Source organism: Psychrobacter urativorans (assembly GCF_001298525.1).
GTDB lineage: Bacteria > Pseudomonadota > Gammaproteobacteria > Pseudomonadales > Moraxellaceae > Psychrobacter > Psychrobacter urativorans_A.
The window spans coordinates 1,206,465-1,228,233 of sequence record NZ_CP012678.1; the positions used below are offsets into that span (position 1 = coordinate 1,206,465).

The window sequence follows — 21,769 nt, forward strand, 5'->3', positions numbered from 1 at the left end:
AGGTATTTAACACTCTACTATTTTTGGCTATATTTTTAATTCAGTACAGACATTATGCCGATTAAAATAGCACATAAATACAAATTCACATATTATTTTTATAATAAGGATATGCCAATGAAAGCTATTTCATCAGCCAAGCCTTCTGTCCTTATGGCCGCTATTTTTGCAATCAGTGCAGTCGCTATTACTGGCTGTAGCAGCGATAAAGATACAAAAGCCGTTGACCGTGTGGACGAAGCGGCATCGCTTGCTCGAGTACAGGAACTTGAAGCCCGTGCCGCTGCGCTCAAAGGCAATATGCCCGCTGCTACAGAAGCCGCCCCTGCTGCAGACGGTTCAGCATCAACCAACGCTAGCGCCAAACCTGCTATCAAGATGCCAGATATATCTACCATTCCTGATGATGAGTATGGTGCAGCCGTAAAACGTGGTTTACAAATCGCCAATCATACCTATAAAGAATTGCCAAATAATGTGGGCAATCAGCTTAACTGTACTAGCTGTCACTTAGGTAACGGTTCCGAAGCCTATGCCGCACCTTGGAATAATATGACCAGTATTTATCCCGTTTATCGTTCACGAGCAGGTCGCGTGAACGTGATATAACAGCGCATCAATGGCTGCTTTGAGCGTTCTATGAATGGTAAAGCGTTAGAACTCGGCTCAGATGACATGAACGCCATGGTTTCTTATATGAGTTGGTTGTCACAAGATATGCCATTTGGCGTGTCGCCTGAAGGTCGTGGTTTTGTTAAAATTGATAAAACATTAGAGCCAAATACGGACAATGGTAAAAAACTATTTGCGGAGAAATGTAGCGTTTGTCATGGCGCAAATGGCGAAGGGCAATATAAAGACGATGGCGACTATATCTATCCCGCGGTCGCAGGCGATAAATCATTCAATGATGGCGCGGGCATGGCACGTACCTATACTGCTGCCGCCTTTATTAAAGGTAAAATGCCCTTTGGTCAAGGCAATACGCTAACGGATCAAGAAGCTGTTGATATCGCTCAATACTTCACTCATTTACCGCGTCCTGTCAAAGCCAATAAAGATAAAGATTGGCCGAATGGTGATGCGCCTAAAGACGTACGTCGCTAGTCTTAAGACTTAAAGGCTAAACTTTTATGATTAAAAAAGCCCTGCTATTTAAATAACGGGGCTTTTTTATGAATGATGATTAGGAAGGTTTTAGAATTAAATCTATGGCAACTTCATATCGCCATCGACTAACCAACCCATACGGCGCATAACGTGCGCCACTAACCCAGCAATAATCGCTGGTAATATAAACATCAATAATATAATTGCCGTCCACAGCTGAGTACTGCTCATAATGCCTTGTGACGCTTCAATTACCCCAAATACACCCACCAATCCTGCCGTACCCATTCCTGCGCCCGTTGCCGTACATGCCAACTTAAAACCGACAGTTGCGATAGGACCAACGATGGCGCTTGCAACTACTGCTGGTAATAAAATGATTGGCTTCTTGAGTACATTCGGAATTTGTAACATACTGGTTCCAAGCCCTTGCGAGATGACGCCACTAACACCATTATCTTTGTAACTGGCTACCGCAAAGCCAATCATGTGCGCTGCGCAGCCCACCACTGCTGCGCCACCAGCCAAACCGCCAAGCCCAATCGCGATACAAATCGCCGCACTAGAGGTCGGCATGGTCAATAAAATACCGACGACCACCGCAATAACAATGCCCATTAGTAAGGGTTGAAGCGTGGTCGCTGCTTGGATACCTTGTCCGATAGCATCTACTGCCGCTACAACAGGTGGATTGAGCAGCGCACACACTGCCAATGCCACGGCACAAACCATCAATGGTATCAGCAAAATATCAAGCTTGGTCTTACCCGTCACCCAGGTTCCGGCTCGATAAGCGAATACTGAAGTCAAATACGCACCAATCGGATTACCCGGTAGCGCGACAAAAGTTGCAGGACCTGCCGCTTGCGGAATAAATAAATGTCCTGCCATTAATGCTTCTGAATGAGCGCCCAACATACCTGCAACTAAACAGCTGAGCATCACTAAGGTAGGTGCTTTTAAATAATACGCAATACCAACGCCTATTCCTGCGCCCATTAATACCGATGCCAGTTTCCCCACCGCCACCAATGCGGGCAGATGTAACCAACCACCGATTTGTGAGATGATAAGCCCAGCAATTAAGGTCACAAATAATCCCAGTGCCATACCCGTAAAGGCATCGATAAAGTACTTTTGGAAAAATGCTTTAGTGGTACTAGGTGGGGTCATGGCAGAATTGGATACAGTCATAGTGATACTCTTGAGTAAGTTATGAACAAGACAGCTGAATATAAAAGGCAAAAAAAATGTATAAAAAAAGCGTCTTTACCTGACGCTTTTTTTAATCGATGACAATATCACTATATACAGCAAATACGCTACCGACGCTGTTCAACAATAATAGAATCAATACCATTGTTTTGTAGGCGTTGCTGAGCGGTAGTCACTGCTTGACGGTTATTCATCGGGCGCGAGATAACTTGATAAAGGGGCGTACCGTTACTGCCCGCACTTTTAACCACTTTAGCATCAATACCCGCCATCAGTACTTGCGCACGGCGACGATCCGCTTCATCGGCATTATTAAAGCTATTGATTTGTAGAATATAAGTGGTCGCAGGCTGCGCTTTTTGGACGCTTGCCGTACCAGCACCTGCTGTATTCGGCTTAGATTGCCCACTACTATTGTTAGTCGTACTACCAGAATTTCCGGCAGGCGTTGACCCATCATAGGTTTCATTTTCTTCGGTAATAACGATATCTGCCTCATTGTTGCTATTAGCAGCGTTATTACGACTTGGCTCAGGGTTGCTATTTTCAGGGCTACCATCCGTATTTCCGGTGCTGCTCTCAGGCTGAGTCAATACCACATCAGGCTCAAAAGCACCGCTAGCCGTTATCTGACTATTATCTACGCCGCCAAGCGCCTCATCAGGAATAGTTGCCATTTCTTGCGTAGGCAAAATGTCATAAAACTCATAGTCACTATTATCAGCATCGGTATTCACGCGTGGTTGAACCTGTTTATTAGGGTCAGATACGGTTTTATCAGTGGGGTTAAAGTCAAATAATGGTGATAAGTATAAAAACACACCTATCATCAGCGTCAATAACGCGCCGACAAACATCCATAATAAGCCCGATACGCTACTGGTTTTGCGCTTTTCAGTGGCACCTTTGGGTTTTTTGGCTAACATGGACTGCTTTCTCCCTACTGAGTCTGTCAATAATAATGCGCAGCTTTTATAACCAAAATAATAAAAGCTACGCTTTCGTTGTAGATGCGCTTAGCTAGGACTTATAGCCCTAGCTAAGTAGATACAGCTAAGAGGTTTAGCAGCCTACATGCTAGACGGTGCTGATAAGCCCAGTAAGCCTAAGCCATTTGCTAAGACTTGACGTACCGCTTTGGATAAGCGTAGGCGTGCTTGCATCATGTCTAACTCTGACTGAGTGGGTGTCTCACCAGAGGTTAAACTCACGGGCAAAATACGATTACTGTCATACCAGCCATGAAACAACGCCGCCAATTCTTTAAGATAATTGGTCAATACGTGTGGCTCATAGCCTGTTGCGGCACGTAATAAAGTCGCCGGATAAGCCGCCAATAATTTAATGACCTCTTCTTCGGCAGGAGCTGTTAGTAAATGTTGCTGCTGCGCACCGATTGCATCATCGACGATAAGACCGCTTGCCGCCAGTTTTTCTAGGACACGGCAAACACGGGCGTGCGCATATTGAATGTAATAGACCAAGTTATCTTTACTTTGCGATTTGGCAAGCTCTAGGTCGAAGTCAACGTGTACTTCAGGCTTACGCGCCACATAATAAAAACGCGCGGCATCATTTCCGACTTCCTGACGCAGTTCACGCAAGGTGACAAATTTTCCTGAGCGTGAGGACATTTGCACTTTTTCAGCGCCACGCCATAATGCTACGAATTGTACCAACACCACATCAAGGCGCTCAGCATCAATACCCAGTGCTAATAAGGCGGCTTTCACACGCGGCACATAACCATGATGGTCAGCGCCCCAAACATTCACGACTTTATCAAAACCACGGTCGAACTTGTTTTTATGATAGGCAATATCAGAGGCAAAATAAGTGCTTTGACCATTGGCACGGCGTACCACTCTGTCTTTTTCGTCGCCAAAGTCGGTCGATTTAAACCAAATATTACCGTCTTTTTCGTAGAGATAGCCTTTGTCTTCTAAAATTTGCAATACTGGCTCAATCTCAGCGTCGATAGAGCGTTCGCTAAACCAACACTCGTAATTTACGCCGAAGTCACTGAGGTCATCTTTGATATCCGCCAAAATACTGGTCAATGCGGCATTTAAAAATAGTTCGTAGCCATCGCCTAGCAAGGCTTTGCTATTGGCAATCAGCCCATCAATATGCGCTTCTTTATCACCCGATAATAGAGTTTTTTCGCCATCGGCATTGATTTCAAATTCGGCATCTGCGGGCGCATCTTTAGCAACTTGCGCAAAGGGATGTACGTAGCCGTTGCCATGCTGCGCGGTTACGGTATTAGCAATATCGCGCACATAGTCGCCTTGATAGCCATTAACAGGGAAGACAATCGCTTCGCCATTGGCTTCAAGATAACGCAAATAGGTACTGGTCGCTAGAATATCCATTTGACGACCGGCATCATTAATATAATACTCACGCGTGACGTCATAACCGACCGCCTGTAGCAAGTTTGCCACGCTCATGCCAAATGCAGCACCGCGACCGTGACCGACGTGCAAGCTTGACGTTGGATTGGCAGATACAAACTCAACTTGGACTTTTTGTCCATTGAATTGCTTGCTTAAACCAAACTTCTCTTGCAAGGCAAAAATATCGTCTAATACGGCGAATTTTGCTTCGGCATTCAAAAACACATTGATAAAGCCGGGACCTGCGATGTCCACTTGGCGAATATCTTTATTAGCAGGTAACGCTTGCACGATTTTTTCAGCCAACGCACGCGGATTGGTATTTGCCGCTTTGGCAGCGGTCATGGCGATATTACTGGCAAAATCGCCATGGCTGGCATCTTTAGTACGAGTAATCTGGCTATTATTCTGCCAGTCGGCGGGTAGCGCCCCTTCTTTTTTTAAAACGTTAATAGCATCGTCGAATAGTGAGGCTAACGTATCAATTTGGGCTTGTGACATAAGATTATGAACTCGGATAAATAATACGAAAAAATAATAAGTGATACGAAAAGATAAGTAACCTGTAAATATAACAATCTTTACGCGCTATTGCACTATTTGCACCAAAAATAGCCTGAAAATTCTTAACTAAATCAAATATGCAGCGTACTCGATGAACACTAACGACAGAATGAGTCTCCGCACATGATATCTACCATAACGAGGCTGATTGTAGCGTTCCTGTTGTCTGATGATTGGCAAACGTTTATACCGACCTAATTCCGCGCTATAATTACGCTTTATTTTTGGGAATAACGCCATGTTTGCAATTGCTGAAAGTACGGTTACCAGTTGGGGACTGTATATTTTGTTACCGGTATTTATTGCCTTCTTATTTTTCATTATTTGGGATCTGTCCAAACAATCTGGTGCAGGGCGCGCGGGTACGTTTTGGATGTTTTTAGCGCTTGGTGCGGGCTTTATAGGCTTTATATTAAAGGTCTTGATAGAAATCGCCTTTAAAAAATGGTTTATCTAAATTGAACTAACAATAGCAATATATGCTGCTTATCCTATTCATAGTTAAAGCAGCGATATAGTAAACTGAAAACATTAACGTATTGACATCACCTTATTTTTTAGCAATGAGGGTCGCACGCTTGGGCGCTGAATAACCTTCAATGGTTTTACTGGCATCATTAGGGTCGAGAAAATCACTCAATGATTGGTAGGTCATCCAGTCGGTTTGGCGCTGTTCATCGGTAGAGGTCACTGCCACATCGACGCAGCGCACGTCAGTAAAACCAACTTTTTCTAGCCAGCCTATTAATGCGGCAACCGAGGGCAAAAAGTACACATTATTCATCTGTGCATAACGATCATGAGGTACGAGTACGGTATTGGCATCACCATCGATGACTAAAGTTTCTAGCACCAATTCACCGCCTTTGACCAGCTGACCGCGCAGCTGCTGTAAATGCTCAAATGGCGACTGACGATGATAGAGCACACCCATACTAAAGACCGTATCGAATAACTGACTGTGCGCCGGTAATGCCTCAAGTGGCACGGGGATATAATGCGTGCGATAACCGTCCGTATTATTATCCTGACTATTAGAATCATCAGCATCAGTCGCATCAGCAGCACCGACAAAATGCCGAATCGCCATGAATTGATGATAAAACAAACATGACGGGTCAACGATAATCACTGTTTCTGCGCCCGCACCTGCCATACGCCAACCGTGATAACCAGAACCACCGCCAACATCCAATACGCGCCGACCTTTTAAATTGCCCAAATGCCGTGCGACCCGTCGCCACTTCCAATCGCTGTGCCATTCGGTATCAATCAGGATGGGCTCAGCTTGCTCACTTTCATTTTGGCTGCTGCCAATTTGAAAAGGTCCTTTGCGCCACGGCATAAGCTGTTTCAGTAACGCTAGTGTTTGCTTGCGTTCAGAATCCGTTAAGTTCACATTAATAGTCAAAATATCAGCATCTAATGCCACGCTATCGGCAGTCACAACAGGTAGCCGTCCCACTGCCGCCTGATACGCAGGTGCATGAGCATAGTTACTTCTATCTTTAATATGGCGTAACCATTCTGGCAATAAAGTGAGCCATTCATAGGCGCTAGGATGCGTTTGCGCCAACGTTAATAAGGTTAAATAGAGTTCACGTTCTGCACGGACAATAGTGTCATTCATCATAAGGAAACAGACAGCCTAATGGTTAAGATAAAAACATTAAAATAAAGAATATCCACTTAAAAATGGATACAGCAATAGTAATTTAAAAAAAGTGGAGAAATATACGAGACATAGGCAGTTTATATTTAAGAGATATGTTCGCCACTCATCCCTCGGAAAAAGTAATAAGTCATTTCTAAACATTGTCATCTTATTAAATAATAAGATATATATTTGTTTAAAAAAATAGAAAAGGCATATCTTATAAGCTCAGTTTACTTGAATTGTTGCTTTATTGACTCAGCTACATTTCCAATGTCTGGAAATACTGTTCCACCATGAATACCAAGAGTTCGTAATTGATTGATAATAAGAGACTTACTTTCTTTATGTATAATTAGCTTCCGGTCACCTGTTGGAAGATATTTGTTAATATCAAGTTTAGCTGGCTTTGTAATATCATCACCCATACCGAATAATAAGAATGACCCGTCTTGCTTAACAATCCTTTCATTATCTAAAAGGGGTTTAACGCACACGGTGGAAGTTAAATCTTTTGGATTTATCATTGAACGAAAACCACTTTTTTCTTGCCCAACCTGATATACAAGAAGGTCAACGGGGGATTTTTGTGAAAATATACGAGGCTCAAGGTTCTCTATATCTGTAATATCAAAGTCACGTTTCATCAGAGCTAGATTAGACAAGACAGCGACCGTATCACTATCATAATATTTAATTTCCGTTTTCGGAACTTTAAATACGATAACCTCACCATCCTTGTCATTATTACTTAGACAGGAAAAGAATAGCGCTATTAAAGGATTAGAAGTTATATCTAATAAGCGGGTTGGTAAACCATAATGTTGCATCTTTACTAATTTTTGAAACGTGCTATTTAAATTACTGAACTCGTTAGGACATCTCAAAATAAGCTCTCGAAACATTTTATCTTCGTTATCTATATGAGAAGTCTCTCGAAATAAAGAAGGTAATGTAGCGTAAGCTTGATTTGAATGTCCACGATAATAATATTCATAGTTATCATAATCTTTAGAAGCATAAAGATTCAAAGAATCTATAAAAACATCTACACTTGATAGTTTTTTATCAATACGCCTGTTCAAACCCATAAGTAACTCTCTTAGATCTATATAGGCAAAAAGCGGAGCTAACTCCTAACTCAAAATTTATTTAAACGCCACAATAGAAACAAAATTCAAAAACTGAAACCACGTCAAATGACGTGCAAACCCAACCGCATCCAAACGCGAATGATGTTCATCTAGCGTATCGGTAATTAACACGTTTTCTAATGCATTACGCTTGCCACTAATTTCCATCTCGCTATAGCCATTCGCCCGTTTAAAGTCATAATAACGTTCGACCAACCACGCATCGTATTGCTCATCAAAAGCATGAGTTTTTTCTGTTAATACGAGTATGCCGCCTTCACTTAATGCCGCATAAATCTTTTCTAACACTGCTACCCTATCTGCCGCCGGCAAAAACTGTAGCGTTAGATTCAAAATGACCATATCGCATGGCTCAAGTTCAATCTCTCTAATATCCGCAGTGATCACCTCGATATCATGCTCAGGGTAATTATCACTCAACAGTGTGCGAGCTTCAGTGGTCATCGCGGGTGAAATATCGACCGCTTTAATCTGTAAATCGTGCGGCGCAAACTCACCTGCCAGCGCCATACTTGCGCCACCAAGCGAACAACCCAAATCATAAATACGGCTTACGCGCTGACCATCAGTGGTTTGTTGGCGGTACTTACAATGGCGACGCGCCAATATAGGCAACATTGCCAATACCTGCCCGTAACCCGGTACACTTCGACGAATCATATCCGGAAAACAAGCCACGACTTGCTCATCAAATGAGAAGCGTGATGCCTTATCAAGTGGCGTGGTAAATAGGGTATCGTGTTGGATAACAGACGTTGGTAAAGCAGGTGATTGACTCATGAAGCGGCTCATTTTTATACTTAGCAAAAGCACATTATAACATTACTGTTTGTTACTTATAATCATCTACTTGACTGCTAAGCTAAATGCATCGTATTAAATAAAACTCTCTATAATAATAGGACGGTATTATGCAAAACATTATTTTAGGTGGTGGCTGTTTTTGGTGCACCGAATCAGTATTTTTATCATTAAAAGGCGTACAGTCGGTCGTATCAGGCTATATGGGTGGCGAGGCAACAACTGCTAACTATCAAGCCGTTTGTGGTGGCGATACAGGACACGTTGAAGTAATTAACATTACTTTTGATGAGTCTATTTTACCGCTAGAAGTGCTGCTTGATGTCTTTTTTGGCACCCATGATCCCACCACCAAAGACCGTCAAGGTAACGATGTCGGTAGCCAATATCGCAGCGTCGTGTTTTATACGAACGAAGCGCAAAAACCAACCATCGATCGCACCATTAATAAACTGCGAGATATGGGCGTGAACATCGTCACGGAAGTGCATCCGGCAGTTGAATTTTATCAAGCTGAAGAGGTGCATCAAGACTTCTTTAATCGCAATCCTACTCAAGCCTATTGCAACTTTGCTATTCCACCGAAACTTGCCAAACTCCGCAAATCATTTAGCCAATATATGACCAGCTAAGCACCACATGAACAACTAAGCACCACAGTCACTAAAATTTAACTGTTTAAGCGCAAATTTTAATTTTTAATAATTCGATAAAAAGCCAAGTGTTCATCTGCTTGGCTTTTTATTGGCGACGATAATGCTATTATTAATCTAATGCTATTAATCCCGTCCATGACACATAAAAATCAATATTAATAAAGGTCATCACCATGAACCCTGAATTTTGGCAAGCGCGTTGGCAAGAGAAGCGCATTGGTTTTAATCAGCCCGATGTCAATCCGCTATTAATAAAGTATTTTAAGGCGTTAAACTTGCCTATTGGTAGCCGCGTCTTTGTGCCGTTATGTGGTAAATCAATCGACATGGTATGGCTTGCCACGCAAGGCTATGATGTGGTGGGTGTTGAGTTGGTTGAAACAGCGGTACAGGAATTTTTTACTGAGCAAGCTATTCCCTACACCGTCATTGAAGATGCTAATAAACCAAATATTAAATGCTATACAGGCGAGATTGCAGATCGAAGCATAGCATTATGGGTGGCTGATATCTTTGCGCTATCAGCCGATGATATGGGTCACATTGACGCCGTTTATGATAGAGCCGCATTGATTGCGATGCCACCAGAAATGCGCCCAAAATACAGCGAGCAAGTCCGCAAGCTAAGTAACAATGCCTCACAACTGTTATTAACCCTTAATTACGACCAAAATGAATGGGCGGGACCACCATTTTCGATTAGTAGTGAACAAGTGCAGCAATATTATAGCAGTCAGTATCAAATTACTGAGCTTGAGGGCGAGCCGTCAACCTTGAATGCTGCGCCAGAAATGGCAGTGAGAGAATATGTTTGGTTGTTGTTGGGTAAATAATATTCGATTACTTGGAGGTGGTTTTTGAGATAGCTTTTCTCAGATGGTTTTTAAATAAATGTTGAATGAACCCAGTATTGCATTGTGTATAAAATAAGCTAATGCACTAATAGCGCGTTACCTCAGCTGTTTTATGCCTTTACCCTATTTATCTTAACTGTATGACTTTGACGTGCTACTATCTCTTCAAAAGCATTAGATAAAATTTTAGTTTTATCACTATTTTATTTAGCATTTTCCTTGCTGCCACATTATTTTTATTACCGTCATTTATTGGCTTTCTTATCTTAGCTATTTTCATTGGTTTGCTTTTACTTACCTTTATAGGATGTTTTCATGCGTTTGACTCAGTTATCTACTTTATCATTACTCAGTGCTGCCATTGGCTTTAGCCTTATGAGCACGGCACAAGCAGCGGCTCCACTGGCACCTAATCTATCGAACGCTGAGCTTCAGCAGTGCCTAAACACGCTGAAAAACAGCAGTCAATTTAGCGGTGTATCTGCTGCTACTTTTGAGCGTTATCGTCCAAGTCAGCCAGACCCTAGCGTGATTCAATCACTTAATTATCAGCCTGAGTTCCGTAAAGATATTTGGGATTATTTGTCAGTATTGGTAGATAAAGAGCGCGTTGATGATGGTATTCGTGCAAAGCGCCAGCAGGCAAATACGCTGCGCCAGATTGAATCACGCTATGGGGTAAAAGCTGAGCACGTGTTAGGGGTTTGGGGCGTGGAGTCTAACTTTGGGCAGACGCTAGGTAAAAAACCACTGTTTGAATCGTTAGCGACATTATCGTGTTTTGATCGCCGTCAAAGCTACTTTCGCGGTGAATACGCCAATGCACTTAAAATTGTCCAAAACGGTGATATTAACCCAAATGATATGACCGGTTCTTGGGCAGGGGCGTTCGGACAAACGCAGTTTATGCCCAGTACCTTCTTAGAATTGGCAGTTGATTTTGATGGCGACGGTCGCCGTGATTTGGTCAACAGTGTCCCTGATGCGCTTGCCTCCACTGCCAACTTCTTAGCGAAACGTGGCTACCGTTCAGGCGAAGCATGGGGTTATGAAGTCAAGCTGCCTAGCGGCTACTCAGCAGCATCTAATCGTAAAGACAAAAAGCCCATGAGCTATTGGCGCAGTCAAGGTCTAGCACTTGCTAATGGTGGTACGTTGCCTTCTGATTTAAGCAGCGCAGGATTATTATTGCCTGCGGGTAAGGATGGCCCAGCATTCTTGGTCGGTAAAAACTTTGATACTTTCTATTCTTACAATGCATCCGAAAGCTACGCATTAGCGATTGCTCATTTGTCTGATTTGATTACCAGTGAAAATAGTAGTAAAACTGATTTTATTACTCCATGGCCAACGGATGACGCGGGTATCAGTCGCCAACAAGCCAAAGATATTCAGCAAGCGCTACTCAATGCCGGCTATGATATTGGCGGTGTAGACGGTATTATCGGTGATAATACCCGTACTGCGATTCAGCAATACCAGACCAGCCGTAATATCTTCCCTGCTGACGGACGTGCTGGTCAAAAATTCCATAGTATTGTTGTTGGTAATAATGCTATTAAACCTGCTGCGGCAGATCGTATTGGACAGCTGATTCAGCAACAGACCATTACTCCTGCCTCTACTTCTACCGCTAGTGCTGCCACATTTCCAGAAGCCACTCAAACACCGAAAACAGGCAATGTTCGCTATCGCCGTATTGCTGGTACTGATGGCGTTATTCGCTTGGTACGGGTGGATGAAGGTTCTTAAAAGAGTGTCTTAGTTTAATACCGCTTCGTCTATTGGCTTAATAGACAAATAAAAACCACGCTTAGATAGCGTGGTTTTTATTTGTCTATTTATTTATCTTATTTATCAACGCAATTTACGAACAATGTCTTAATTTAAATTAAACAATCGGTGGTGGATTTGGCTTACCGTTTTCGCCATTCCAGTTCTCACGGGCATTCTCATCAAGATCAGCTGGCGTTTTAGGTTCCCACTTACCGTTTTCTTGCCATGTGGTGTCACCCCAATCCTCTTTTTCTTTTTCCTCCCAATCATCATAAGTCTGACTAGGATCAATACCGCGGCGCTTCATATCTGCCACTTGTTCTGCTAGCGTATGAAATTGTTCTGTATCGTGCATGGTTTTTTCTAGTTTATCCATTTCTTGTTTGAGTTCTTCACGTTTTAAGCTATCCATCGTATTCTCCTTCAATATTAAAATATGCCCTTACTCGTATTTTACTTATCTATGGCTTAACTACTTCAGAAATTGAATTTTTGATGTGCACAAACAATAACTATATAACTTATTATCATTAGTCTTATGCGATTTAACAATAGCGGACACGTATGCTTTATATTACAAAGCGTACGTGTCTACCGTACACTTTGTTAAAGAGAATGAGCTGTAAGTGAGAGAGGTTTAAGTGAGTTTAATGACGCTTATGATTTGTCATTATGAATGGGTTGTCGTTTTAAACGGACTGTCTTCATATAGTTTCTTTGCATAAAACGTGAGCTTCCAAAGCTCTTGCGACGCACGTGGACTCGCAGGCGTGAATTGAATCCAATTAGCGGCAAACAATAAGCGTTGTAACTTTGATAAGTCATCTTGACTTATTTGACAACGCGCAACAGCATGGACGTTTGGCATCAGTTTTTTAATATCAGTATCCGCTCTAGCAGTAATCAGGCGATTGATACAACTTTGCAGTCCATAACTTGAAAAGGCTGAGGGAATGGTGATTAAGGCGTGTAATATCTCGTGCCAGGTGCAGCGTAAACTCATCGTCACGTCAGTTAAATTACCGCCCTCATAAGCTTGGGCGCTGTACTGAAACTCAAACGTTTCTGTTAAATTTAATTCTTTAGTCAAGCTATCAAAAATTTCGCTCACTTTAAGCGGATTATCCGCTTGCTTATTGCTGGTTTTAGCAGATAACAGAGAAGCTGAAGACGATGTAATACTTGAGCGCATTGGAGAGATACTAGAAATATTAGAGGTACTAGAAGATGTATGAGCCTCATTTTCTCTTAACCAGCTCAGGGCTGGATAGCGTTCAATCATACTTTCATAAGCGTTAATGAGCAGCCGATCAATCTCAACCGGGTTATCATAACGATAGATATCAATATTTTGTCTATCAACCAACCGTCTAAATTCCTTTAGCTGCGGGCTAATATCTGCATTTTCTTGATGGTTTTTCATTAATATCAGCATGGGTTTGAGCTTGGCTTTAGCACTCAAATAGCTCAAATGCATTTGGCTAACGCCTGTATTGTGCGTGGCACCATAACTGTCGCCCACCACGACCACAGTATAGTCGCAATCTTCAATACATTGGCGCCCATAGAGCGCTGCGCGTGGGAGTTCACTTGAGACGTCAGAGGTCAAAAATGCACGGGTTTGAAAAAAAATTGCCAAGCGGTCTAATACCAACGGCTGATCGTTAGCTGCGCATACCACATGAATATAATAGCGTCGATTAGACAAAGTAACCCCTATGGCTTCGATAACAGCTGCAAACAAAACATCAATATTTCATATTTTTACTGGCTATAGCCTAGCACAATCTGAATAGAGCAGACACAATTTATCATCATTTTATCCTTATGACCTTGTTAAAGATAAGGATATTTAACGGTTAATGTATCTATTCTTTATTAAATATTCATATTGCTCACTATACAACATATTGGATCTGTATTCGCGCCCCTAACAAGCGCTGAACTAAGCCATTAAGCTGATTATCATACTTACTAGCATAAAAGATTAAAGGGTAACTGCTATAGTCATGAGGACTGTCCGTTTGCTCTATCTGTGCTACAGGGTTTTGTGCAGCAAGCAATCCACGATGAGCCAGTAAAGACTGCACACGTGCGGCGATGGCATGACCTGAATCCAGTATTTGGATAGAGAGCTGGAGCGCCTCAATTTCGTCCATTAAAAAATCTTTAAAAAAGGGATAATGCGTACAGCCTAATACTAAACAGTCAATATCATCATCTGCAAACTGCTGCACTTGCTGTCGTAAGTGCTTAGCGGTTTCAGAGATTTTGGGCATACCCGCTTCTACCCACGGCACCAAATTGGGATCAAAATACTTGGTCACTATCGTGTGATTCGGGACGGCAATATCAGCAATCACTTGATTAAGCAGCGTGCCATTTAAAGTCGCTTTGGTTGCCAATACCGCGACATGACCACTTTGGCTCGTCAATACGGCAGGTTTGAGCGCCGGCACTAAACCGACAATAGGCAGCTGTGGATACTGCTGACGAGCAGCGTCTAAGGCGTAAGCAGAAGCACTGTTGCAGGCGATAACGATCAGCTTGCAACCTTGCTGATAGAGCCATTCTACTGCCGTCAACGTCAACGCTTGAATGTCGTCGCTATCCCGATTGCCATAAGGCACATGTAAGGTATCTGCATAATAAACATAACGCTCAGCCGGTAGCTGCTCTGCTAAATGCTTATAAATAGATAAGCCACCCACTCCAGAATCAAATAATCCAATAGGAGCATCACGATCTTGGTTAAGAGCTTTTTTATCAGTATTGTTTTTATGAATATTAGCTGTTAATGCTTGCGGCTTCATGGATAATTTAACCTAGCAAAGGAATATTATAAAAAGTCTTATTTTAGCACCATTCACTAGGCATACCGCGACAAGTTAAGGACTATTCAATAGGCTCATTAGCGAGTTGGCACGGACAACGCATAAGAGTTATCACCACTTTGCAACGTTAAAATAGTTTCCCCATTTTGTTCCTTTAAGTCACCAATTTCGGTGAGATGATAAAAGGCATTGCGACCAATAAGTGCCATCAAGCCATTACGAACCAACATATAGGGGCGTACTTGTCCCTCATTGGCTTCAGTATTATTAGTTTTAATGTTATTAGCTTCAATATCGTTAGGTTGATAAGCGCGTAAACTAATTTGATGCTCATCATCTAAACGTACCACATCACAAGTAGTCGTGGTAAATTCAAGCCAACTGATACCGTCTTCAATAACAATACCGACATCATTAATCAATAAGGGAACATCTTCAACTTGGATACGCAGTTTTTGTACCGGCGTCTTTAAAAAATACTCAATCATACCGTCATTATCTTCTTGCCATAAAATAGTGGCAAATAAACTGACCAATGACTCACGAGTTATTTTCCCGCCCTCATGCCACCATTCACCATTGGCTTTAATGACCAAATCCATATCGGCGACTTGTTCAGGATGCCATTTTTCAAGTGGTGGGATGGAGCGACCTTGACGGGTACTGGCAGTAGACTTCAGGTATTGGTCGAGAGCATCCACACTATTGAGGCTCTGTGTCAAAATTTGTCCGCTGTTCACGGCATTTATGTTATCAGTCATCACACAAGCTCCTAATATTAATCAAAGTTTGCAATATCCAGCATTACTATTCATTTTAGTTTCGGGTATGATAAAGCAATATAGACGTTGTTCGCTCATCACATCCATATAACCTTAGCACTGAATAACCTTAACACTGATATTTATCCATGCATGTCGTGTTTGTAGGTCTTTTCTTTTATAATGAGTAACGATTTTTCGTTCAAGTAACCGCATCAGTATTGTTTTAATCATCCTTTTCGCGTTATATATTGATATTATCTCAATGCTAGTTTTCAATGCTAATGCTTAATGCTAGTTCCGATAGCACCTTTTCAATATCATCTTTTTATAAACAACGTTGTCAATTGATACTATCAAAACCATTTTTATCGGGCAGCCATTTGTCTGAAAGTGACCTTTAGAACAAGCTTTACTATTCAATTGTTCTAAAGCGTATATCCGCAGATTAGCCACTAAAAGTTTAGGAGTAGGTATGCAAGAGCAAGATAATCCGAATCCAGTCCTTGGTGCTGAGACCATCGATACTGAAGCCGCCATCACGGAACCATCATTAACTGAAGCACCGTCGGTCGAACCCTTAGCTGTTGAAGAAGCACCGCCACTTGTGAGTGCTGAGCCTGAGATTGAGCGTGAATCAATGGAATTCGATGTTCTTATCGTTGGCGGTGGACCTGCAGGGCTGTCAGCGGCTATTCGTTTGCGCCAGCTTGCTATTGAAGCCGGTAATGAAAATTTTACCGTATGTTTGGTCGAAAAAGGCTCTGAGTTTGGGGCGCATACCTTATCCGGTGCGGTTATTGAGACACGTGCATTAGATGAGCTGATTCCTGATTGGAAGGAAAAAGGCGCACCATTGAACGTTCCCGCCATTGAAGATCGGGTCTATATGCTCGGCTCAGCAACCAAAGCCACCAAGCTTATGGATTCTATCATTCCAGAAAGTATGCACAATAAAGGCAACTATATTGTCTCTCTCGGTAATGTCGTGCGCTGGTTGGCTCAGCAAGCGGAAGAGTTAGAGGTGATGATGTTCCCAGGCTTTGCCGCTGCTGATATTTTATATAATGACGATGGTTCCGTGAAAGGTATTTTAACCGGTGATATGGGTGTGGCAGCAAGCGGTGATGCTAAAGCCAGCTTTGAGGCTGGTTATGAGCTATTAGCAAAATATACTATCTTTGCTGAAGGTAGCCGTGGGCACTTGGGCAAACGCCTTATCAGCCGCTTTAGCTTAGATAAATACTCTGACCCACAGCATTATGGTATCGGTCTTAAAGAGCTGTGGGAAGTGCCACCTGAACAACATGAGCAAGGCGTGGTCATGCATGGTTCAGGTTGGCCGCTCAGTGATACTGGTTCTACCGGTGGTTGGTGGTTGTATTTTGATGAAAACAACCAAGTCAGCTTTGGTTTGATTGTCGATTTGTCTTATTCTAATCCGTATATGTCGCCGTTTGATGAGTTGCAACGCTTAAAACTACACCCCTTAATTCGTAATATTTTAGAAGGTGGCAAGCGTCTCTCTTACGGTGCGCGGGCATTAACCAAAGGTGGATTTAATTCTTTGCCAAGACTGACCTTCCCTGGCGGCGTATTGGTTGGTGATGAAGCAGGTTTCTTAAACCCTGCCAAAATCAAGGGCACGCACACGTCTATGAAATCAGGCATGCTTGCTGCCGAAGCCATTTATGAAGCAGTCGTTGCTGAGCGTCAGCATGATGAAGTGCTCGATTATACCTTGAAGTATAAACACTCTTGGCTCTATGAAGACAATCATGCAGCGCGTAACTTTGCCCCAGCCATTCATAGAATGGGCACTTGGATGGGCGGTGCATTTAACTTCATTGAGCAGACGTTACTCGCGGGTAAAATGCCGCTGACGATTCATGATAATCAAAAAGACTATGCTCAACTTGAGCGTGCCGACCATGCTTATCAGCCGGATTATCCTAAACCTGATGGTAAGCTGGTGTTTGATAAGCTCTCATCGGTCTTTATCTCGAATACCAATCATACTGAAGATCAGCCATCGCACCTAAAACTGACCGATCCTACTGTACCGATTTCGATTAACTTACCTCTATATGCTGAGCCAGCACGCTTGTACTGTCCGGCTGGTGTTTATGAAGTGGTAAAAGATGCCGAAGGCGCAAAGTTTGTGATTAATGCGCAAAACTGTGTGCATTGCAAAACCTGTGATATTAAAGATCCCTCACAGAATATCACTTGGGTTGCCCCTGAAGGCGGCGGCGGCCCTAACTACCCTAATATGTAATGTATATCTTTATACTCATTTAAACGTTATAAAAAATCGCCCTTAGCAATTGTTTAGCTAAGGGCGATTTTTTTAACCTTTTTTTTAATCTTAAAATATCAGATAACGCTCAAACAAAAATTCAGCTTAATCTTTCCATTCCTCACGATTGACTTCATTCTTAAGTTTTCTAAAATTGTCAGGATGAAATTTGATTTGCTCAGCCGTTTTACCTTCTTCAAAGCCGGCATTCATAATCACGTAATACTTTAAATACGACTAGCAATAAAATAATAATCGACGCCGTTATTGTACAAATGATCAAATTGTCCAAACTGCATAAAACGCATGACAATTATAAAGGATAACCCCACCCCAATCAGTACAAACATGAGCAGTCCGTACCACGGATTACTCGCAATCAGCCAATCATTATTACCCCAGATAATACTGACACCGTAGTTCACGATGCTATTTTAAAAAACATTACCAGCTGTATGGTTATGATTTTTCTTGGTCGCTTTACGGGCTTTATTTTTTGAATCAGTATTAATTCCGAGTTATAAAAATTAAGATGTTCATTATTCTTAAAGCCATTATAAGAATAAGGTTTTTCAATATATAGTTGATAATTTTAACAATTTTCCCAATCGTAAAAATGCTAAATAGAGAGAGCTACTGCTATACATACATTTAGTTACAAAAAGTAATTTAAACTTACTTATTGTGAATTAGTCAAATTTTGTATATATTCCTAACCAAGACAAGAATTATCGTTTTAATCGATATTAGCGCAGAAATCATCAAATGATTAGATAATATGGTCAGGAAGACAAGAGATAAGATGACAATGGAATGTCAGCACAACCGACCCTCCTGTAGCACAAGCCAAAACACAGACGATAAAAGTCTGCTTGTAATGGACTTCTCTCTTTATATTTTGCCAATTTTCCCTGACATTTAACATTGCTTTTTTATCCTAGTATCACGCTCTAGATAAATTGAACAATGCAAAACCCCATTTGGAACAGCCGTCCATAGTTGGACAAAACAATAAGGAGTTGGTTATGGATGATTCACAAGTACAGCGAATTCTCAATAATCCAAAGTTTCAAGAGATGGTCAGCAAAAAACGTCGATTGAGTTGGACATTAACGGCAATCATGCTATTCGTCTACGTCGGTTTTATGCTGTTGGTTGGCTACAATAAACCGTTTTTAGCAAGCTCATTTAGTGGTGGTATCACAACTTGGGGTATTCCTCTAGGTTTAGGCATCATTGTACTGTCATTTATTCTATGTGGCGTATATTCCTATATTGCCAATAACACGCTTGATCCGCTCAATAAAGAAACTCTCAAGGAAATTGAGGCCATTGCGCATGAAAAAGGAGCGAATTAAGATGAAAGGATCGTCACTTAGAGCGATATCAATCGCACTTGTAGGTCTGTGTTGCTATACCGTCGCTGTTGCTGGTCCTGATTTGGGTGCTGCAGAGCAACAAGCCACCAACTGGCCTGCGATTATCATGTTTATGATTTTTGTTGGCTTTACGCTGTTAATTACCAAATGGGCGGCTGGGCAAACTCAGTCAACTGAAGATTTTTATACTGCAGGCGGCGGAATTAGTGGCTTTCAAAACGGTTTAGCGATTGCCGGTGACTATATGTCAGCCGCATCCTTCCTTGGTATTTCAGCGTTGGTGTTCAGTTCAGGCTTCGACGGCTTACTCTACTCACTTGGTTTCATGGTCGGTTGGCCTATTGTATTATTTCTGATTGCGGAACGCTTACGAAATCTGGGTAAATTCAATTTATCAGATGTGGTGTCCTTTCGTTTAGAAGAAAAGCCGGTACGAACGCTGGCTGCCTGTAGCTCCTTAGTGGTGGTTGCTTTTTATCTGATTGCGCAGATGGTTGGTGCAGGTCAGTTGATTAAGCTACTCTTTGGTTTGAACTATAATATTGCCGTGGTGGTAGTAGGCTTGTTGATGACCGCCTATGTTCTATTTGGTGGCATGCTAGCAACCACTTGGGTACAAATCATTAAAGCGGTGATGTTGCTAAGTGGTGCGACTTTCATGGCATTTATGGTTATGAAATCCGTTGATTTTAGCTTTAGTAATATGTTCACTCAAGCAATCGGTGTGTATAGCGAAGCGCATAAAACAGGGATGGGTGATGCGCTCAAAATTATGGGACCTGGTAAGCTCACTGAAAACCCAATTGATGCGCTATCACTTGGTCTTGCGCTCATGTTCGGTACCGCAGGATTACCGCATATCTTGATGCGCTTTTTCACGGTAAAAGATGCCAAAGAAGCACGTAAATCTGTTGTGGTTGCCACAGGATTCATCGGTTACTTCTACTTATTGACCTTCATTATTGGTTTTGGCGCGATTCTTTTTGTTGCTAACAACCCACAGTTTCTTGACCTTGCAAAAATGGCAGTGACTGGTAAATTAGAGTTGGTTGGCGGTAACAACATGGCGGCTATTCACTTAAGTGAAGCGCTAGGTGGCGATTTATTCATGGGCTTTATCTCAGCTGTCGCGTTTGCAACCATCCTTGCGGTAGTAGCAGGCTTGACGCTTTCAGGGGTATCGGCTATTTCGCATGACTTATATGCCAACGTATTCAAAAAAGGTCAAACCACGCCTGAATCTGAAATGAAAGTATCAAGATATGCCACTTTAGGTTTGGCGGTCTTTGCGATGATTTTAGGAATTTTGTTTGAAAAACAAAACGTTGCATTTATGGTCGGCTTAGCCTTCTCAGTAGCCGCTTGTGCCAACTTCCCTGTTTTAGTACTGTCTATGTTCTGGAAAGGTTTAACCACGCGCGGTGCGGTGATCGGCGGTATTGTCGGTCTAGTAGGCGCTGTTGGCTTGATCGTTTTATCAAAAGCCGTTTGGGTCGATACACTTGGTATTTCTGAGACTGCGCCAAACCCATTTAATGGTCCAGCATTGTTTGCGATGCCACTATCATTCCTATGCTGCTGGTTCTTCTCGATCACTGATAAATCAGCACGTGCAGAAAAAGAACGTAAAGCATTCGATGCTCAGTTCGTGCGCTCACAAACAGGTATTGGTATCTCTGGTGCATCTGACCACTAATGGATTAAGACTGGCTTAGTTATTATTAAGCCACCCATCACTCACAGGCAATTGCTTGTGAGTGATTTTTTTTGTCTCAGGGTTGCTAGTAACAGCCTCTATTTTTTTATGGTTAAGATAAGAGCTGTTCTAAGACAATAGCGGTGCTAAGAAAATAGTTTCTCTATTTTGTCTATGCGGTTTTTTAGCTGCAACAGACTAGCGAATTTTATTATTTCTACTAAGTAAATATTTAGTTACAAAAAGTAAATCGAACTTACTCATTGTTAATTAGTCGATTTTTGTATATATTCTTAATAAGCCAATTACTATCGTTTTAATGCCTATTGGCACAAAAATGATTAAATGATTGAAGACATCGTTAGGAAGACGGAATAAATAATAAAACAGAGACGTGTTAGGCATGACAAATTTCTTCTATAAATACCAAAAAATATAGACGATGTTTTTAATTCAATGCCTAAACGCAACATTATACCGTTATTAGCATTTTTATTTTTAGACAATTGGCAGAATGATTAAATAGTTTACTTTTTAACGGCGCTTAATGGCACTGAGCCTATTGCTAGTTATTTCTTATACAGCTTTTACTTTCTAAGAAATAATTAAACATTTGC

At 41.9% G+C, this 21,769-nt stretch carries 20 protein-coding genes; 9 read left to right on the forward strand and 11 right to left on the reverse strand.

Annotated features, from left to right (window positions below):
* Nucleotides 1–117 precede the first annotated feature (117 nt).
* On the forward strand, nucleotides 118–609 hold the full coding sequence (locus tag AOC03_RS12840) for a hypothetical protein (RefSeq protein ID WP_227514293.1): 492 nt from the start codon (nucleotides 118–120) through the stop codon (nucleotides 607–609).
* 30 nt (nucleotides 610–639) lie between these two features.
* Nucleotides 640–1,107: a c-type cytochrome gene (locus tag AOC03_RS12845; protein WP_227514294.1), complete on the forward strand. Its 468-nt coding sequence runs from the start codon at nucleotides 640–642 to the stop codon at nucleotides 1,105–1,107.
* 102 nt (nucleotides 1,108–1,209) lie between these two features.
* Here the strand turns inward: AOC03_RS12845 and AOC03_RS05230 are convergent, their stop codons facing one another.
* The 3 genes from AOC03_RS05230 to argS form a co-directional block, all read right to left on the reverse strand.
* Nucleotides 1,210–2,304 (reverse strand): PTS transporter subunit IIC, encoded by a 1,095-nt coding sequence (locus AOC03_RS05230; protein ID WP_062533956.1) that lies wholly within the window; start codon nucleotides 2,302–2,304, stop codon nucleotides 1,210–1,212.
* A gap of 128 nt (nucleotides 2,305–2,432) precedes the next feature.
* Nucleotides 2,433–3,251: an SPOR domain-containing protein gene (locus AOC03_RS05235; RefSeq protein WP_062533958.1), complete on the reverse strand. Its 819-nt coding sequence runs from the start codon at nucleotides 3,249–3,251 to the stop codon at nucleotides 2,433–2,435.
* A 144-nt stretch (nucleotides 3,252–3,395) separates the two neighbouring features.
* Nucleotides 3,396–5,225, reverse strand: coding sequence for an arginine--tRNA ligase (gene argS / locus AOC03_RS05240; protein WP_062533960.1), 1,830 nt, complete (start codon nucleotides 5,223–5,225; stop codon nucleotides 3,396–3,398).
* Nucleotides 5,226–5,526: 301 nt separating this feature from the next.
* Between argS and AOC03_RS05245 the strand changes: the two genes are divergently transcribed.
* Nucleotides 5,527–5,745: a DUF2788 domain-containing protein gene (locus AOC03_RS05245; RefSeq protein WP_062533962.1), complete on the forward strand. Its 219-nt coding sequence runs from the start codon at nucleotides 5,527–5,529 to the stop codon at nucleotides 5,743–5,745.
* A 93-nt stretch (nucleotides 5,746–5,838) separates the two neighbouring features.
* Here the strand turns inward: AOC03_RS05245 and cmoB are convergent, their stop codons facing one another.
* The 3 genes from cmoB to cmoA form a co-directional block, all read right to left on the reverse strand.
* Nucleotides 5,839–6,921, reverse strand: a complete 1,083-nt coding sequence (gene cmoB / locus AOC03_RS05250; protein ID WP_062533965.1) for a tRNA 5-methoxyuridine(34)/uridine 5-oxyacetic acid(34) synthase CmoB — start codon at nucleotides 6,919–6,921, stop codon at nucleotides 5,839–5,841.
* 254 nt (nucleotides 6,922–7,175) lie between these two features.
* Nucleotides 7,176–8,033 (reverse strand): FRG domain-containing protein, encoded by an 858-nt coding sequence (locus AOC03_RS05255; protein WP_062533967.1) that lies wholly within the window; start codon nucleotides 8,031–8,033, stop codon nucleotides 7,176–7,178.
* 57 nt (nucleotides 8,034–8,090) lie between these two features.
* Nucleotides 8,091–8,888: a carboxy-S-adenosyl-L-methionine synthase CmoA gene (gene cmoA / locus AOC03_RS05260; RefSeq protein WP_062533969.1), complete on the reverse strand. Its 798-nt coding sequence runs from the start codon at nucleotides 8,886–8,888 to the stop codon at nucleotides 8,091–8,093.
* A gap of 119 nt (nucleotides 8,889–9,007) precedes the next feature.
* Between cmoA and msrA the strand changes: the two genes are divergently transcribed.
* From msrA to AOC03_RS05275, 3 genes are all read left to right on the forward strand, one after another.
* Nucleotides 9,008–9,529, forward strand: coding sequence for a peptide-methionine (S)-S-oxide reductase MsrA (gene msrA / locus AOC03_RS05265; RefSeq protein WP_062533971.1), 522 nt, complete (start codon nucleotides 9,008–9,010; stop codon nucleotides 9,527–9,529).
* 197 nt (nucleotides 9,530–9,726) lie between these two features.
* A complete protein-coding gene (tmpT, locus tag AOC03_RS05270) occupies nucleotides 9,727–10,386 on the forward strand; it encodes a thiopurine S-methyltransferase (protein WP_062533973.1) in 660 nt (219 codons plus the stop codon).
* 336 nt (nucleotides 10,387–10,722) lie between these two features.
* Complete coding sequence (locus AOC03_RS05275; protein ID WP_062533975.1) at nucleotides 10,723–12,159, forward strand: lytic murein transglycosylase; 1,437 nt, start codon at nucleotides 10,723–10,725, stop codon at nucleotides 12,157–12,159.
* Nucleotides 12,160–12,298: 139 nt separating this feature from the next.
* Here the strand turns inward: AOC03_RS05275 and AOC03_RS05280 are convergent, their stop codons facing one another.
* The 4 genes from AOC03_RS05280 to AOC03_RS05295 form a co-directional block, all read right to left on the reverse strand.
* Nucleotides 12,299–12,595 (reverse strand): hypothetical protein, encoded by a 297-nt coding sequence (locus tag AOC03_RS05280; RefSeq protein ID WP_062533977.1) that lies wholly within the window; start codon nucleotides 12,593–12,595, stop codon nucleotides 12,299–12,301.
* A 258-nt stretch (nucleotides 12,596–12,853) separates the two neighbouring features.
* Nucleotides 12,854–13,891: a DUF4062 domain-containing protein gene (locus tag AOC03_RS05285; RefSeq protein ID WP_062536512.1), complete on the reverse strand. Its 1,038-nt coding sequence runs from the start codon at nucleotides 13,889–13,891 to the stop codon at nucleotides 12,854–12,856.
* 190 nt (nucleotides 13,892–14,081) lie between these two features.
* Complete coding sequence (gene murI, locus AOC03_RS05290; RefSeq protein ID WP_062533979.1) at nucleotides 14,082–14,996, reverse strand: glutamate racemase; 915 nt, start codon at nucleotides 14,994–14,996, stop codon at nucleotides 14,082–14,084.
* Nucleotides 14,997–15,094: 98 nt separating this feature from the next.
* Entirely contained in the window at nucleotides 15,095–15,778 is a 684-nt protein-coding gene (locus AOC03_RS05295; protein WP_062533981.1) for a DUF1285 domain-containing protein, read from the reverse strand.
* Nucleotides 15,779–16,418: 640 nt separating this feature from the next.
* Here AOC03_RS05295 and AOC03_RS05300 point away from each other — a divergent pair.
* Nucleotides 16,419–18,056 carry an electron transfer flavoprotein-ubiquinone oxidoreductase gene (locus AOC03_RS05300; protein WP_062536515.1) on the forward strand — a complete coding sequence of 546 codons (1,638 nt, stop codon included), beginning with the start codon at nucleotides 16,419–16,421 and terminating at the stop codon, nucleotides 18,054–18,056.
* Nucleotides 18,057–18,304: 248 nt separating this feature from the next.
* On the opposite strand, the gene AOC03_RS12530 is transcribed toward AOC03_RS05300, so the two are convergent.
* Complete coding sequence (locus AOC03_RS12530; RefSeq protein WP_084785777.1) at nucleotides 18,305–18,502, reverse strand: hypothetical protein; 198 nt, start codon at nucleotides 18,500–18,502, stop codon at nucleotides 18,305–18,307.
* Nucleotides 18,503–19,102: 600 nt separating this feature from the next.
* Here AOC03_RS12530 and AOC03_RS05305 point away from each other — a divergent pair.
* The gene (locus tag AOC03_RS05305; RefSeq protein WP_062533983.1) at nucleotides 19,103–19,435 is read left to right on the forward strand and encodes a DUF485 domain-containing protein; all 333 of its coding nucleotides are present in this window, start codon (nucleotides 19,103–19,105) and stop codon (nucleotides 19,433–19,435) included.
* A gap of 1 nt (nucleotide 19,436) precedes the next feature.
* A complete protein-coding gene (locus AOC03_RS05310; RefSeq protein WP_062533985.1) occupies nucleotides 19,437–21,152 on the forward strand; it encodes a cation acetate symporter in 1,716 nt (571 codons plus the stop codon).
* Nucleotides 21,153–21,769 lie beyond the last annotated feature (617 nt).

Excerpts from the sequence above, each read along its gene's own strand:
- AOC03_RS05305 (WP_062533983.1), top strand. The coding sequence starts at position 19,103 with ATGGATGATTCACAAGTACAGCGAATTCTCAATAATCCAAAGTTTCAA.
- argS (WP_062533960.1), bottom strand. The coding sequence starts at position 5,225 with ATGTCACAAGCCCAAATTGATACGTTAGCCTCACTATTCGACGATGCT.
- AOC03_RS05300 (WP_062536515.1), top strand. The coding sequence starts at position 16,419 with ATGGAATTCGATGTTCTTATCGTTGGCGGTGGACCTGCAGGGCTGTCA.
- AOC03_RS05295 (WP_062533981.1), bottom strand. The coding sequence starts at position 15,778 with ATGACTGATAACATAAATGCCGTGAACAGCGGACAAATTTTGACACAG.
- AOC03_RS05310 (WP_062533985.1), top strand. The coding sequence starts at position 19,437 with ATGAAAGGATCGTCACTTAGAGCGATATCAATCGCACTTGTAGGTCTG.
- AOC03_RS05275 (WP_062533975.1), top strand. The coding sequence starts at position 10,723 with ATGCGTTTGACTCAGTTATCTACTTTATCATTACTCAGTGCTGCCATT.
- AOC03_RS05280 (WP_062533977.1), bottom strand. The coding sequence starts at position 12,595 with ATGGATAGCTTAAAACGTGAAGAACTCAAACAAGAAATGGATAAACTA.
- cmoB (WP_062533965.1), bottom strand. The coding sequence starts at position 6,921 with ATGATGAATGACACTATTGTCCGTGCAGAACGTGAACTCTATTTAACC.
- cmoA (WP_062533969.1), bottom strand. The coding sequence starts at position 8,888 with ATGAGCCGCTTCATGAGTCAATCACCTGCTTTACCAACGTCTGTTATC.
- AOC03_RS05245 (WP_062533962.1), top strand. The coding sequence starts at position 5,527 with ATGTTTGCAATTGCTGAAAGTACGGTTACCAGTTGGGGACTGTATATT.
- murI (WP_062533979.1), bottom strand. The coding sequence starts at position 14,996 with ATGAAGCCGCAAGCATTAACAGCTAATATTCATAAAAACAATACTGAT.
- AOC03_RS12840 (WP_227514293.1), top strand. The coding sequence starts at position 118 with ATGAAAGCTATTTCATCAGCCAAGCCTTCTGTCCTTATGGCCGCTATT.
- AOC03_RS05255 (WP_062533967.1), bottom strand. The coding sequence starts at position 8,033 with ATGGGTTTGAACAGGCGTATTGATAAAAAACTATCAAGTGTAGATGTT.
- AOC03_RS12845 (WP_227514294.1), top strand. The coding sequence starts at position 640 with ATGAATGGTAAAGCGTTAGAACTCGGCTCAGATGACATGAACGCCATG.
- AOC03_RS05235 (WP_062533958.1), bottom strand. The coding sequence starts at position 3,251 with ATGTTAGCCAAAAAACCCAAAGGTGCCACTGAAAAGCGCAAAACCAGT.
- tmpT (WP_062533973.1), top strand. The coding sequence starts at position 9,727 with ATGAACCCTGAATTTTGGCAAGCGCGTTGGCAAGAGAAGCGCATTGGT.
- msrA (WP_062533971.1), top strand. The coding sequence starts at position 9,008 with ATGCAAAACATTATTTTAGGTGGTGGCTGTTTTTGGTGCACCGAATCA.
- AOC03_RS05230 (WP_062533956.1), bottom strand. The coding sequence starts at position 2,304 with ATGACTGTATCCAATTCTGCCATGACCCCACCTAGTACCACTAAAGCA.